General features: G+C 62.6%; 10 protein-coding genes. 5 read left to right on the forward strand and 5 right to left on the reverse strand.

Annotation, left to right across the window (positions count from 1 at the left end):
* The first annotated feature begins 616 nt into the window (after positions 1-616).
* Positions 617-2,344 carry an AAA family ATPase gene (locus AC0IYS_RS14445; RefSeq protein WP_471705791.1) on the forward strand — a complete coding sequence of 576 codons (1,728 nt, stop codon included), beginning with the start codon at positions 617-619 and terminating at the stop codon, positions 2,342-2,344.
* Entirely contained in the window at positions 2,337-3,188 is an 852-nt protein-coding gene (locus tag AC0IYS_RS14450; RefSeq protein WP_471705792.1) for a hypothetical protein, read from the forward strand. Before AC0IYS_RS14445 ends, AC0IYS_RS14450 begins: the two co-directional genes overlap by 8 nt.
* A gap of 371 nt (positions 3,189-3,559) precedes the next feature.
* Here AC0IYS_RS14450 and AC0IYS_RS14455 read toward each other — a convergent pair whose 3' ends face one another.
* The gene (locus AC0IYS_RS14455) at positions 3,560-4,096 is read right to left on the reverse strand and encodes a carboxymuconolactone decarboxylase family protein (RefSeq protein ID WP_471705793.1); all 537 of its coding nucleotides are present in this window, start codon (positions 4,094-4,096) and stop codon (positions 3,560-3,562) included.
* 112 nt (positions 4,097-4,208) lie between these two features.
* Here AC0IYS_RS14455 and AC0IYS_RS14460 point away from each other — a divergent pair, with 112 nt between their 5' ends.
* Complete coding sequence (locus AC0IYS_RS14460; RefSeq protein ID WP_471705794.1) at positions 4,209-5,153, forward strand: cupin domain-containing protein; 945 nt, start codon at positions 4,209-4,211, stop codon at positions 5,151-5,153.
* Between the two features lie 33 nt (positions 5,154-5,186).
* Here AC0IYS_RS14460 and AC0IYS_RS14465 read toward each other — a convergent pair whose 3' ends face one another.
* The 4 genes from AC0IYS_RS14465 to AC0IYS_RS14480 form a co-directional block, all read right to left on the reverse strand.
* Positions 5,187-6,377, reverse strand: a complete 1,191-nt coding sequence (locus AC0IYS_RS14465; protein ID WP_471705795.1) for a sensor histidine kinase — start codon at positions 6,375-6,377, stop codon at positions 5,187-5,189.
* Between the two features lie 98 nt (positions 6,378-6,475).
* On the reverse strand, positions 6,476-6,886 hold the full coding sequence (locus AC0IYS_RS14470) for a hypothetical protein (RefSeq protein ID WP_471705796.1): 411 nt from the start codon (positions 6,884-6,886) through the stop codon (positions 6,476-6,478).
* Between the two features lie 109 nt (positions 6,887-6,995).
* Positions 6,996-8,651: a methyl-accepting chemotaxis protein gene (locus tag AC0IYS_RS14475; protein ID WP_471705797.1), complete on the reverse strand. Its 1,656-nt coding sequence runs from the start codon at positions 8,649-8,651 to the stop codon at positions 6,996-6,998.
* A gap of 209 nt (positions 8,652-8,860) precedes the next feature.
* Entirely contained in the window at positions 8,861-9,889 is a 1,029-nt protein-coding gene (locus AC0IYS_RS14480) for a glycoside hydrolase family 43 protein (RefSeq protein ID WP_471705798.1), read from the reverse strand.
* 169 nt (positions 9,890-10,058) lie between these two features.
* Here AC0IYS_RS14480 and AC0IYS_RS14485 point away from each other — a divergent pair, with 169 nt between their 5' ends.
* Both AC0IYS_RS14485 and AC0IYS_RS14490 read left to right on the forward strand, forming a co-directional pair.
* Positions 10,059-11,003 (forward strand): alpha/beta hydrolase, encoded by a 945-nt coding sequence (locus AC0IYS_RS14485; RefSeq protein WP_471705799.1) that lies wholly within the window; start codon positions 10,059-10,061, stop codon positions 11,001-11,003.
* Positions 11,004-11,297: 294 nt separating this feature from the next.
* Positions 11,298-14,234: a TonB-dependent receptor plug domain-containing protein gene (locus AC0IYS_RS14490; protein WP_471705800.1), complete on the forward strand. Its 2,937-nt coding sequence runs from the start codon at positions 11,298-11,300 to the stop codon at positions 14,232-14,234.

The following is a 14,234-nucleotide window of genomic DNA, read 5'->3' on the forward strand; positions in this document are numbered from 1 at the left end:
CTGACCTTGATCCCGCACAACTTTCTGGCAGCAGTGATCGTAGCGAGATTAGTCTGATGGCTTTGCTGCACGTAGTTAGGCTAACAGCGACGTGCGGAGGCGTCCGTGGATGCATCCAGCTGCAGGGCGCGATCTGGGGCAGCTGTGTAGCGATGCAAGTAAGCGCACAAGGAGTTCGGTCAACTGTGCACCGCACCGTTGCCACGGCGGCCCGTTTGCATTTATCCTGAAGGCAATTCAACTATTTGCCCATTCGCCCATGATTTTCGTCGATCGCAACGAAGTCGCACCGCCTGAAGTCCTGCTAGGATACCATGCAAAAGAACTACGGCGCTTGCGCGACTGGTATGCCCAGCCGGAAGAGCTGAGGTCGCAAACGGACGCGCGTCTGGCCATGCCTCCAAAGGTCCGGGCAGCTACCCGTCACAGCTTGGTTGAGCTGTTCCACGGCAGGTGTGCATACTGCGAACGTCGCGCTAGCACCATTGAGCAATTCCGCCCCAAGCGGCGTGCACACCGCTTAGGCAGTATCGATCGTGACCACTATTGGTGGCTTGCTAGCGACTGGAATAATCTGTACCTATGCTGCCACGAGTGCAACATGAGGAAAGCGAACATGTTTCCGATCGACGGTACGGTGGCTTCAATGGGGGCCACGGGGGATGCCTTGCAGAGCGAAGAGCCTCTTCTGCTCGATCCATGTCGTGACCGTCCCGAGCGACATTTGCATTTTTTCGCGGATGGTAAGGTAGCTCCGCTCACGCGGCGTGGTGCGGCGACGATCAAGGTCTTTGAGCTGGACAGCCCATTCTTGGTCGAGGATCGGCGTGTGGCCTCTGACTGGGTAAGGTTCGCCTGCGAACAGCTCTGGGAGCGACGCATCGAGCTGCAAGGGAATGAAACCACGTTCGTATATGCCGCGAATCTTGAAATTCCGCAAGGGAATCCACATCGTGCGGTAGTGACAGCTGCGGCCGTTGATTTCTTCCGGGCACGCACTGTGCTGCCCTCAGCACCACCGATCATACCGCCGCCTGCGCCACCGGTCTCCGTTATGGAGGCGGTCGCGGCGCTGCCGGTCAGCGTCTGGTTGGATCGCATTGAGATTGAGAACTTCAAATCAGTTACCAAGCTCGACCTAGCGTTTCCGAGCATAAAGGAAGGCGAGGAAGACGAGGGCCAGCCATGGTTAATGCTTCTTGGCGATAATGGTGTCGGCAAGAGTAGCGTAATGCAGGCGATCGCACTGGCCTTAATGCCCGATGCACAACGCAAGAACTACGAATCTGCCGACCACTGGCTGAGCAAAGGCACGTCCAGCGGCTATGTGCGATTGACCTTCACGAACCGCCAGATCCGTGAACTGGGCTTCGAAAGAGACCACGCCCAGTTTAGGGTTACGGGTCCGGTGCCGATCACCGTGCTGGCCTATGGGGCGACGCGCCTGTTGCCCGATCCGCTGCGCCCCGCTGAGCGTACGATCGACGCCGTCAGCGTGCGCAACCTGTTCGACCAAACTTTCCCCCTAATGAACGCGGAAAATTATCTTTGCGACAAGCACAAGATTACAAAGGACAGGTTCGATCTGTTGATCACCGACCTGAAGAAACTTTTGCCTCTGCGCGGGCTCGGCGAATTCTTCCGTACCCAGTCCGGTCTGCGTACCACAGTGGCCGGCCACAGGGTGCCGTTAACGGAACTGAGCGACGGGTACAAGTCGATCCTTGCACTTGTCATGGACGTCATGTTGCACCTGACCCGGAGTTCGTTTGACATGGAATCGGCCGAGGGACTGGTCATGATTGACGAACTCGAGCTGCACCTTCATCCGCGCTGGAAGATCCGCATCGTCGAGCAGTTACGCACGCTGTTCCCGCGCGTACGCTTCATTGCGAGTACCCATGACCCGCTATGTGTACACGGTCTGCGTAGCAAGGAATTGCAGCTTCTTGGCTGGGATCCTGTGCGTAAAGAGTTGGTGTACGAATCCTTTGACGTTCCGCCGGGTACCCGTGCCGACGAAGTGTTGACTGGCCCATGGTTCGGCTTGCCCACGACGATGGATGCCGACACGATGGAACTGATGACCGAGCATTCCCAGTTGCTGCAGCGGCAGGAGCGCAACGATGTCCAGGAACAGCGTCTGCGGCTGCTGTACAACATTCTCGCTCAGCGAATGAGCAATTTTCGCGATGCGCCCGCACAGCGCGCCGCTATAGCTGCTGCTGCTGCTGCTCCAGAACGGGCTATAAATGACGAAGAGGTCGATGAGATGCTGCAGGCTTATCTCGGTGAGGTGCTGGGGGATGGACCGACCGACAGTGCCAAGGACGATCGTGCGTAGCCTCAATCGGCCGGAGGTGCCGGGACGGTTTGCCGATACTGTCGAAGGCGCCAAACGGGCGGTTGCCGATGCCGTCGCCTCCGACACCGATCCCGTGTTCTTGGCAGCGTGGTCGGAGTTCAAGACGATCCTGGCCGACGCCCAGTCAGGATTGTGTGGGTTCTGCGAGGGGCCGGTGAATGGACATCAGTACGGCGACGTGGAGCATTTCCGGCCCAAGGCCGAAGTGCACGAACTGGTCGATGATCCGGACCAGTGGGGATGGGAACCAATGTGGAATTCGAGTGCACGAGAGCGAAACGTCAAGAAACCGCCGATCCGTCCCGGTTACTGGTGGCTCGCATACGAGTGGAATAACTACGTGTACAGCTGCCAGACCTGCAATCAGCAATGGAAAGGAAATCTGTTCCCAGTGCGGGGTGCGCGGGCCCGATTCCCAGGCGAAATCGGGGAAACAGCGCTGCTCCTGTCGCCGTTCGATAGCTTCGACCCGGCCGTCCATTTCGAGTATGGTCGGCTCGGCGAAATCCGGGGCAGGAGCCTTGAAGGCCATGGGACGATCGTTACCTGCGGGCTGGATCGTCCCAGCTTGCGCTTGGCACGCTACCAACTCGCCTGCGCCACTCACCGCCAGCTCGACGTTCTTGCAAGCAGGCCGCCCCTACAGTCGACGCTGGACAGCTTGTGTCGCATGCAGTGGCGGGGCGAGTTCGGGAAACCTTATAGCGGCATGGTACAGACGATATTCAAGCAGCGCACCGGGCGTTGCTGGGACGACCTCGAGCGCCTGATCCGGACATTGCTCGAAAATCCGATACTCCGACGTCCTGAGCGGGAGTGCTGAGCGTTATTATGCTGAGTGTTCGCGTTGCTGGAACCATTTACTGCCGCGGAATTCGCGGCTGTTTCATAAGCTTACGTGACACTTTCCTGACTAGATGTTGGAGCTGGGCGTGACCCAGATTTTGGAGCCCAAATTTTGGGAACATTTTTGGGAACACGCCAGCTCAGCTAGGCATATCTCAGCACATCAATTTCCGTTAATATCGACGAAAAGCAGGCTGTAAGCGGGCTTGAAGCCCTGGTGGGGCAAGTTCGAAACTTGCACTTCCCACCAAGAATTCGTATCGATATCCGATACTTAAAAATGATCCAGCCTTACAGGCTGGATTTTTTTTGCCTGTCAGGCTGCGGGCGAAAGCGCCCGCGCCAGGATTAGTCCGCCGCAGGGAAGTCCAGCGCGGTCGCGTTGACCCGGTTGAACAAGTTGGTGAACGTGATGGAGGAGACCGCCAGCAGCGCATCGACGATTTGCGTATCGCTGTAGCCGGCGGCCTTCACGGCCGCCACAACGTCGGCGGGCACCTCGCCACGCGCGCCGACCACGGCGTGCACGAACCCTGTGAGCGCGTCCAGCCGTGCCTCGCCGGTGGGCAGGTTATGGCGTACCCGTCCGACGGTTTCCCGGCTCAATCCCAACTTGCCCGCGAACAGCGTGTGGGCGGCGAGGCAGTAATCACAGCCGCCGATTTCGCTCACCGCCAGTTTGATCACCTCCAGTTCCTTGGCCGACAGGCTGGCTTTGCGCAGGGCCGCGTCGAGATTGAGCGCAGCTTCCAGCGCCAGCGGGCTGTTGTTGCCGATCGCGGCATAGGCGTTCGGCACCATGCCTGCCGCGGTTTTGATCGCGGTGAACAGTTGTGCGGCTTTGCCGGTGGCCTCGGCGACGGGTTGGTTGAACAGGCGTTCCATGATGTTTCCTTTCGAATGGGGTTGGTATGAGAAGCAGTGTAGACCGCGTCCATGCGATTGTTAATGCTGGGAAGGCGCTATAATTTGTCCATTCGTCTCATTGCTTCCTTATATGGATACCCTCAGCCGGCTGCTTGCCCTTTATCCCGTGCGCACTGCGCTCGACGTCCGTTGCCACTTCGGCGCGCCCTGGCTGCTCGACCATCCGCAAGCGGAACCTGGCGTAGCCCCCTATCACCTGATTACGCGCGGCACGGCAACGATCGATGGCGCAGACGGGCGGGTGGTGCACGCCGGCGACGTCATCGTGTTCCCGCACGGCGCCTCGCATCGCCTCTACGCCGGTGATCCGGCGCGCGCCACGCCGCCGACGACAAGCGGCGCCGGATTGCTGCGCTACAAAGGCAACGAAGGCGAGGGTGCGCCGACCGATATCCTGTGCGGTGAATTCCGGTTTGATGTCGACGCTGCGGGCGGCGGCCTGCTGGCGGCGCTGCCGGACGTGCTGGTGGTGCACACCGATGAGCGTGCCGAGGCGCGGGGATTGCGCCAGGTGATGCAAGTGCTGCAGGCAGAGGCGGAAGCGCCGCGCGATGGCTCCGATGCGATCGTCCGGCAACTGGCGTCGGCGCTGTTCGCCCTGTTGATCCGCGGTTGGCTGGCGCAGGCGCCGGGCGTGCCGGGATTGTTCGCGGTGCTGGCCGAGCGGCGCCTGCAGCCGGCGTTACACGCCATGCTGGATGCGCCGCAACAGCCATGGACCCTGGCGACGCTGGCCGCGCTATGTCACATGTCGCGCGCCACGTTCGCGCGCGTGTTCGGCCGGGCCGCCGGCGCGGCGCCGGCCGAAGTGCTGACCCGCCTGCGCATGGCGCGGGCGGCGCGGTGGCTCGAAGCGGGCGGCCACGCGGCCGGGGCGGTCGCCGAAATGGTGGGATACCAGTCGGAAGCAGCGTTTCACCGCGCCTTCAAACGTCAGTACGGGGTGGGGCCGGGCGCGTGGCGGCGCGGCGGCCGGACGACGGCAGAATTCACCGCGCCCGCGGCGTACAAATAAAAGTACCGCCGGCCACCACCGCCTAACGAGGCCCTAAGGCAGCTCTGCGGCGACGAACGGGCGGCAATCGATCGGCAGGTCGATCAAAAACGTCGTGCCCTGTTCCGGTGAGCTATCGACCGCCACGCTGCCGCCGTGGCTTTCCGCCACCGACTGCACGAACGGCAGGCCGATGCCCCATCCCCTTTGGTCCCGGGCGCTATCTTGACGCCACAGGTACTGGAAAATCCGCGTTCGATTTTCCGCCGGGATCGGATTGCCCGTGTTGTGCACGGACAGCATCATGCGGTCGTGGGCGCCATCGACCTTGATCGCCACCTCCGCGCCGTCGCCATATTTGATCGCGTTGGCGACGAGATTTTCCAGCGCTCTGCGCAACGATTTCTCGCACCAGTAGCCCACCAGGGACGAGCCGCCCACCGAACATTTCGCGTCACTGACATTGGCGTCCGCGCACACCTGCCTGGCCAGTTCAAGGAGATCGAAACGGGACAGGTCGAGCGGAACGGTCTCCCCCTTGTGAAAACTTAACACGTCCAGTAATTCTTCGATCATTGCGCTCAGGCGCCGGCCGTTGTCGCGTATTTTTCCCGCCAGGCCTTGGGTTTTCTCCGCCGGCGGCCCCAGCGTCAGCAAGTGGGCGCCGTTGACGATCACCGAGAGCGGATTGCGCATATCGTGCGACAGGGACGCGGCGACACGCTGGCGCATCGAGTCGTGCATCGCCGTGAATTTCTTGACCGCCTCGCGGACGGCGCAGTCTATCGACGCATTCACGATGCCCCACTCGGCGCGGTTCAGCGAGACACCCTGGGCGTCCGCCACCCGCGAAAAAACGTCACGAAAAATCTGATACTCGTGGATGATCTGATCAGGCCCGTACGACGTCATCCTGGCACGCTCGTTGCCGTGTGCCGCCGCGATGTCGTTGTTGCTGGTGGCGTGCTGACGTGGATGGTCGGGGCTGAGCGCCTCTGCAATATTGTCGTAAAATACAGGCAAGGTATTGATGAGAATAGGGTGCAAGATGTGCTTGGCGCCGGCAACCAGGCGCCGAACCTCGCTTTCCCATTCCGCGAAGACGAGATCCCGCATCCCCAGGATTTGCCGCGACAATCGAGATAAATCGTCTTCGCTTGTGGCTTGATCCGACGCTTGCATTAGTGATACCTTTTTTTGTTGGGTGTCGCGGAGATCGAGCGCTGCCGTATGGCGTGCAAGCATCCATTTCCGTATGATACGATAAAACGGAGTTGCCGAGGCTGGTTGCCGAGGCTGGGGAGGCTGGCCGACGCCCGATCATCGTGGCCAGCCAGGTCAGGCTAGTTGGTGAACAGCTTGATGACGGAAGGCAGCAACTGCGAAATGAAGATCGCCCCGACCACCCATAGGATGATCGCGGTCTTCGCTTCGGCAATTTCGGCCTTGGTGGCGGCCCGTGATTCCGCAATGTCGGCCTTGGTGAGGGCCCGTAACTCTGCAATCTCAGCCTTGGTGACGGCCCGTAATTCTGCAATCTCAGCCTTGGTGGCGTAGCTTAACTCTGCCATATCCGTCTTGGTGGCACCGTTAGCCACAATCAAAGCGACATCAATTTTGATCGCAGTGAGGTCGGCTTCGATTTTTTCGACGCGCTTTTCCATATCTCCATCATAGGGCGGCTCACCGCCGCCCGCAACTTCGCCGGCCTTCGGTTCGTTCGCTCGTTTGTTGGGCAAGGGATGGCTACTCATTTCCGAACCTCCGGCTAGATGAGTATTCGATCGTTTTGATCGAAAAAAATTCCTTCAATCCGCAAGGAAGGCGGACGTCGTCAATCTCTCCCACCAGCGCTTGTTTGTCTTACGCCTTGGCGCCGCCCAGGCGCAGGGCAGGCCGGCGTGCCGGCTTCGCGGCGCGCGGGTGCGCGGGTGCGGCGCCGCGGCCCGTGCTGTCGAGCTTGAACACGCCGACCACCCGTTCCAGGTGCTTGGCCTGGTCCTGCATCGATTCGGAGGCGGCGGCCGCTTCCTCCACCAGCGCAGCGTTTTGCTGGGTCACGCCGTCCATTTCGCTGATCGCCTGGTTGACCTGCATGATGCCGGCCTCCTGCTCGCTGCTGGCGGCGCTGATCTCGCTCGTGATGTCGGTGACGCGCCGGACACTGGCGACGATCTCGCTCATCGTGTTGCCGGCGTCTCCCACCAGCCGGGTGCCGGTTGCCACCTTCTCGACGGAATCGTTGATCAGGGTTTTGATCTCCTTGGCGGCGGTGGCCGAGCGGTGCGCCAAATTGCGTACCTCGGTGGCCACCACCGCGAAGCCGCGGCCCTGTTCGCCTGCGCGGGCCGCTTCGACGGCCGCGTTCAGCGCCAGGATGTTGGTCTGGAAAGCGATGCCGTCGATCACGCCGATGATGTCGGCAATTTTCTTGGCCGAGTCGTTAATGGCCGTCATCGTCGTCACCACTTCGGACACCACGTCGCTGCCGCGCACGGCCACCTCGGCGGCACTGGCGGCCAGGCCGGTGGCTTGGCGGGCGTTGTCGGCGTTTTGCTTGACGGTCGAGGTCAGTTCCTCCATCGACGAGGCGGTCTCTTCGAGCGAGCTGGCCTGTTGCTCGGTGCGCGACGACAAGTCCAGGTTGCCGGTGGCGATTTCCTCGCTGGCCGAGGCGATGGTCAACGTGCCGTTGCGCACATCGGTGATGATGTCATGCAGTTTTTGGATGAAGCCGTTGAGCGAGGTCGCCACCTGGCCGAATTCGGCGCTCTGTGGCGGCAGCCTGTAGGTCAGGTCGCCGTCGCCGCTGCGCAAATCTTCGGTGGCGCGCAAGATCGCCCGCAGCGGCACCAGCACCATGCGCGCCAACAACACCGCCAGCAGGACCGACAGGCCGATTGCCAGCGCGCCGCCGCCGATCAGGGTAAAGTTAGTGGCGCTTTGCAGCGAGGAGGCATCCTCCGCGCGCTTGACCAGCAGCACCTGCTCCGCACCGGCCAGCTCCTGGAGCACGGCGCGGATCTGGTCCATCAAGGCTTTGCCCTTGGCCGCCTGTTCGAACTCGATCACCGCCGCCATCTGCGCGGGGTCGCCGTTGGCGGCCTTGCGCAGCGCGATGACCGGTTCGGCCCCGCTCGCGCGCCACTGGCGCTCCAGGTCCTCGATTGTTTTCAGCCGGCTCTGCTGCTGCGCGTTGTCGGCGGTGAGGGACCTTATCTTGGTCAAGTGGCTTTGAAAGGCGGCCTTGCCGGCGTTGTAGGGGTCCAGCGACGCGTCCCTGCCCGTTAATGCATAGCCGCGCTCGCCAGTCTCCATGTTGATCATGCTCTCCAGGAGGTCCTGGCTTTCGCGCAGCACCTCATAGGTGTGTACGTTCCAACCATTGGCCTGGTTCAGTTTTGTGACGTTGTTATACGCGACCGACAGCAAAACCAGCAATATGACCACGATCAGTCCGAATCCAAGATTCAAGCGCGTGGCGATGCCCATGGTGTTGCCCGGGAGGGTGGTTTTCATAATTTTTTCCGTTCGTCCAAGGGTCGAGCGCGGGACCGATCACTCCGGCCCGGTCCCGCGCAAGTGAGCGCCGCCGCAGCGCAAATCACGTTGTCCTGGACGAGTGTGGACGCGACTATGCCTTTAGGCAACTAATTACTGGAAAAGCAGCTGAGATTGTGGCGGATGCGTTGTGTTTGGCGCGTTTCTGGTCCTTGCGGACAACTCACTCAGCGCGGGGGCGCGATGGTGATGCCGGCGTCGGTCTGCACCACCGGCTTCATGGTGCCGTCGGCGTTGTATTCCAAATGTTCGACGGTGACCGCGCGGCGTCCGATCGCGCCGTTCATGTCGCCGATCGCCAAGCTGGCGTTGTGCAGGAACAGATACCAGTTGTCCTTGAACTGGACGATGCCGGGGTGGATCGTGAAGCTGTACTTGCCGGAACCTGTCAGCAGGCCGCGATAGGTCCACGGGCCGGCGATCGAAGGCGCCGTCGAATACGACACATGCTCGTCGCGTTGCGTGCTGCGGTCGAGCGAGGCGTAAGTCAGGTAGTAAAGCTTGCCGCGCTTGTGCAGCCACGGGCCTTCCTCGAAGTGCGGCGGCGTGATCTCCTGGATCGGGCCGTCGATCTCCACCATGTTGGGTTTGAGCTTGGCGATGTAGCACTGGCGGTTGCCCCACGCCAGCCAGGTGGTGCCGTCGTCGTCGGTGAACACGGTCGGATCGATGTCTTCCCAGCTGTGCGTGCCCTTGGGCGTCATCTTGTTGGTGACGAGGGCCGAGCCGCGCGCATCGACGAACGGACCGGTCGGCTTGTCCGATACCGCCACCGCGATCGCCTTGCCCGGATTGGTGGCGTCGTGCTCGACGGCGGCATAGAAGTAAAACTTGCCGTTCTTCTCGATGGTTTGCGAGGCCCAGGCGTCGGCCTTTGCCCACTTGAAATCCTTCACGTTCATGATGGGCGCGTGGCTGGTCCACGTGCGCATATCCTTGGTCGAGTAAACCAGCCATTCGCGCATATTGAACATCTCGTCGCGCTGCGCCTCGTCATGGCCGACGTACAAATACAAGGTATCGCCCACCACCAGCGGGGCGGGATCGGCGGTGAATTTGTCGCGGATGATGGGATTCGACCCGGCGGCCGCGCCGGACGCCGCTTGCGCCGCCAATGCCGCCAACGCCGCTGAGACGACGCACAGCGCGATCCAGGCCCGGCTTCTTTGCGGACGTACTTTTTCTTTCTGTTGCATCGTTGTCTCCACTATTTTTGTTTGGCGCAGCCGCCGCAATCATTCCCTAACATCAAATGATATGCGCTAACATTGGCATGCTTTTATGGTAACTGTGGTGCTGTACGAAGTCCAACAATATTTCCCGCATCGCCGATAGCGCTGCCGGGAATCCATACGGAGACGACAAATGATCTTGGTAAAACAACTGAAAATTCGGGCAAACGCGGGCGCGGCGGTGGCGGCGATGCTGGCCTGTGCGCTGGCCGGGACTGCACTGGCGGGCGAGGACGGCATGACGCCCATCCCGGTGCCGGCCCAGCCCGATGCGATCACGCTCGACACGGGCGTCCTTTCCGGCGCGACCGCGCCGGAAAGCTGGCACCGCCAGTACGGCAGCGTGTTCGTCCGCAACGTCACGGTCGCCACGCTGACGCCGGTGCTGCCGGCGGCCGCGAAGGCCACCGGCGCCGCCGTCATCGTCGCGCCCGGCGGCGGCTTCCGCACGCTGTCGATGGATAACGAGGGCTGGGCGGTCGCCAGGGCGCTGGCCGACAGGGGTGTGGCGGCGTTCGTGCTGAAGTACCGCCTGAACCAGACGCCGGCCGACATGGCCGGCTTCGAGCGCTCGATGGCGGAAATGTTTTCGGCCACGGCCAAGCGGCCGCCCGCGCCGCAAGACCCCGCCGTCGCCTATGCGCCGCAGATCGCCGACGCCCGCGCCGCGTTCGCGCTGGTGCGCGCGCGCGCCAAGGGATGGCATGTGGACCCCGACCGCGTCGGCATGCTCGGTTTCTCCGCCGGCGCGATGCTGACCATGTCGACCGCGTTGCATGGGCAGGACGCCAAGCCGGCGTTCATCGCCAACATCTACGGGCCGCTGTCGGCGGTGGCGGCGGTGCCGGCCGACGCGCCGCCGCTGTTTGTCGCGCTGGCGGCCGACGACCCGTTCTTCGCCAACGCCGGTTACGGGCTGATCGACAGCTGGCGCGCCGCCAAGCGCCCGGTGGAGTTCCACCTGTACGAGCAGGGCGGCCATGGATTCGGCATGTACCAGAAGACCACCACCAGCACCGGATGGTTCGACGGGTTCACGCGCTGGCTGGGCATGCATGGCTACCTGAAGCCGCGTTGAACACTCCCAATCGTGGCCGCCTGACCACAGTCGGCCCCGCCGTGATGCACGCGCGACGCGATGTTAGCGCTTGTCATTTTATCGATAACGCTCTATGGGAGTCGCGCGGCGTCATACCGTTTTGGATATCGGAAGCGGATAAAAAGTTATTGGTTATTCGATAATGAGCTGGCTACATTCAAATTGTTAGTAAGTTGAATTTATGTTTTACTAAACGATAACCTGCCAAGGAGGTGACCAACGACGACACCAGCAGTACCACCACGACACACTAAAAAAATAGATGGAGACCAAATGAAATCACCATGTCAACGCAGCTTGATGAACCTCGCCGTCGCCGGAGCCTGTGCGATGTTTGCCGTGCCCGGCCACGCCCAGCAGGCGCCTAACGAAACGGAAGCTCCTGTTAGCGCTATCACTCCAGAGCCAGCGGCCGCCACGCCGGAAAACACCGTGGTCGTGTCCGGCTCGCGGATCGCCGCGCGCGGTTTCAACCAACCGACCCCGACGACCAGCCTGACCAGCGCCGACCTCGACAAGGCGGCCAAACCGAACCTCTTCGAAACGCTGACCGAGCTGCCGGCGCTGCAGGGCAGCACCGGCCGCACGGTCAACACCTTCAGCACCTCCAGCGGCCTGCAGGGCCTGTCGTCGCTGTCGCTGCGCGGCCTCGGCACCAACCGCACCCTGACCCTGCTCGACGGCCAGCGTGTGGTCGGCGCCAACGTCACCGGCGTGACCGACGTCAGCCAGTTCCCGCAACTGCTGGTCAAGCGCGTCGACGTGGTCACCGGCGGCGCCTCGGCGTCCTATGGTTCGGACGCCATCGGCGGCGTGGTCAACTTCATCACCGACAAGAAATTCAACGGCTTCAAAGCCCATCTGGGCGGCGGCATGACCACCTACGGCGACGACAGGAACGGCACCGTGCAGGCGGCCTGGGGCAAGGGCTTCGCCGACGACCGGCTGCACGTGACCGTCAGCGGCGAGTACACCAAGCAGGGCGGCATCGATTCGCCCGGCTTCGGCGAGGTCGGCCCGAACGGACGCGACTGGTACAAGAATCCGGCCCTGCAGGAATCGACCAAGGACATGCAGGCCGCCGGCTTGCCGCGCTACACCAGCATCCTGCACGCCCAGCACCAGCAGTACGCCAAATACGGCCTGATCACCGGCGGCGCGCTGCGCGGCACGGCGTTCGCGGCCAACGGCTCGCCTTATCCGTTCCAGTACGGCACCAATTGCGTCGGCAACTTCTGCGTCGGCGGCGATCTGTCCGGCAGCGTCGGCGCCGGCACCAACCTGGCGATGAACTTCAAGCGCAAGGTGGCCTACACCCGCGTGTCGTGGGACCTGGACGCCGACAACGAAATCTACGTCACCGGCAACTGGGCCGAGGTGACGTCGGTGTTCTCGCCGAGCCCGGGCGCGGCCAAGCAGGGCAACCTGGCCATCAAGTGCGACAACGCCTTCCTGCCGGCCTCGGTGGCGGCCGGTTGCGCCTCGGGCTATCCGGGCGGCACCATGCCGGTGGGCACCGCCAATGCGCAGTTCCCCGAGTTCATCAACGTCCATCCGACCCGCACCCAGCGCCGCGTCGTGGTCGGCGCCAACGGCAAGTTCGGCCTGTTCGGCAAGGACTGGTCGTACGACGCCTACGCCGAGCACGGCGAGAACACCACCGTGCTGGAGGTGCATGACATTACGCTCAACCCGCGCTACAACTTCGCCATCGACGGCGTGCGCGACGCCGCCACCGGCCAGATCGTCTGCCGCAGCGCGGCGGCGCGGGCGGCCGGCTGCATGCCGATCAACATCTTCGGCAACAACCCGATCGATGCCGCGACCTGGAACTACCTCGCGCCGTCGAACGGGCCGCGTCAACACACCGATTCCAGCCAAAATGTTGTTAGCGCTAACATCAACGGCACGGTGGCCGAGGGCTGGGCCGGTCCGATTTCGCTGGCGTTCGGCGCCGAATGGCGGCGCGAGAAATACTCGGTCTACGGCGACCCGTACGGCGCCGGTGTGGCGGCGGAGTCGCCGTACAGCGCCAGCTACCCGCAGGATCCGACCTTGTCCGCCACCGGCGATAACTGGTTCGCGGGCAACTACCACAACGGCAAGGGTTCGTTCAACGTCAGGGAAGCGTATGTCGAGTTCAACATTCCATTCCTGAAATCGGCCACCTGGGGCGAGGCCAACCTGAACCTGGCCGACCGCGAGGAGAAGTACAGCACGGCTGGCAAGGCGCGCGCCTGGAAGCTCGGCGCCACCTGGCAAACGCCGATCGACGGCCTGCGCCTGCGCGCGGTGAGTTCGGCCGACGTGCGCGCGCCCAACCTGAGCGAACTGTTCGCCGCCACCACGGTCACCAACCAGGCGGTCAACAACAACCAGGGCCAGTCGATCCAGGTGCAGCAGCGCAACGTCGGCAACCCCGACCTGAAACCGGAAAACGCCCGCAACAACTCGTTCGGCGTGGTCCTCAGCCAGCCAAGCTGGGCGCGTAACTTCAACCTGTCGATCGATTACTACGACATCAAGGTCAAGAACGTGATCAGCTCGCTGGGGCCGCAACAGGAGGTCGATCTGTGCTACGCCGGTTTCCAGCAGGTGTGCGGCGCGGTGTCGATCAACGGTCCGGCCGGCACCAACTTCGTGTTGGCGCAAGCGTTCAACTTCGCCTCGCTGCACACGCGCGGGATCGACTTCGAAGCCGCCTACCGCGCCAACCTGAACGACTACGGCGTGCCCGGCACGGTCACCTTGCGCGGGCTGGCCAGCCGCATGATCCATTCGCTCTCGGATCCTGGCCTGCCGGGAACAATACCGAGCGAGGGCGCCGGCAACATGTTCGGCAGCACGCCGAAGTGGAAGGCGCTGCTGCAGCAGTCGTGGGACTACGGCAAGATCGGCCTTACCTTGTCGCAGCGCTGGATCGGCGCCGGCGTGTACAACAACGAGTACATCGAGTGCCGCAGCAACTGCCCGCTGCCGACGGCGGCGCACCCGACCATCGCCGACAACCACATCCCCGGCGCGGTCTACTTCGATTTCGGCGCGACCTACAAGTTCTCGCCGCAAATCACCGCCTACGCCAAGATCGACAACCTGGCCGACCGCGACCCGGTGCTGCTGCCGCAGACCAACCTGAGCTACGGCATCAACCCGGCGATTTATGACGTGGTGGGCCGCACCTATCGCGCCGGCGTGCGGATGGCGTTCTAA

The sequence above is a fragment of the Duganella sp. AC237 genome, assembly GCF_979254035.1.

Bases quoted from the DNA above. Each gene is read 5' to 3' on its own strand.
- AC0IYS_RS14480 (WP_471705798.1), bottom strand. From the start codon at position 9,889: ATGCAACAGAAAGAAAAAGTACGTCCGCAAAGAAGCCGGGCCTGGATC.
- AC0IYS_RS14485 (WP_471705799.1), top strand. From the start codon at position 10,059: ATGATCTTGGTAAAACAACTGAAAATTCGGGCAAACGCGGGCGCGGCG.
- AC0IYS_RS14490 (WP_471705800.1), top strand. From the start codon at position 11,298: ATGAAATCACCATGTCAACGCAGCTTGATGAACCTCGCCGTCGCCGGA.
- AC0IYS_RS14465 (WP_471705795.1), bottom strand. From the start codon at position 6,377: ATGCTTGCACGCCATACGGCAGCGCTCGATCTCCGCGACACCCAACAA.
- AC0IYS_RS14460 (WP_471705794.1), top strand. From the start codon at position 4,209: ATGGATACCCTCAGCCGGCTGCTTGCCCTTTATCCCGTGCGCACTGCG.
- AC0IYS_RS14470 (WP_471705796.1), bottom strand. From the start codon at position 6,886: ATGAGTAGCCATCCCTTGCCCAACAAACGAGCGAACGAACCGAAGGCC.
- AC0IYS_RS14455 (WP_471705793.1), bottom strand. From the start codon at position 4,096: ATGGAACGCCTGTTCAACCAACCCGTCGCCGAGGCCACCGGCAAAGCC.
- AC0IYS_RS14445 (WP_471705791.1), top strand. From the start codon at position 617: ATGTTTCCGATCGACGGTACGGTGGCTTCAATGGGGGCCACGGGGGAT.
- AC0IYS_RS14475 (WP_471705797.1), bottom strand. From the start codon at position 8,651: ATGAAAACCACCCTCCCGGGCAACACCATGGGCATCGCCACGCGCTTG.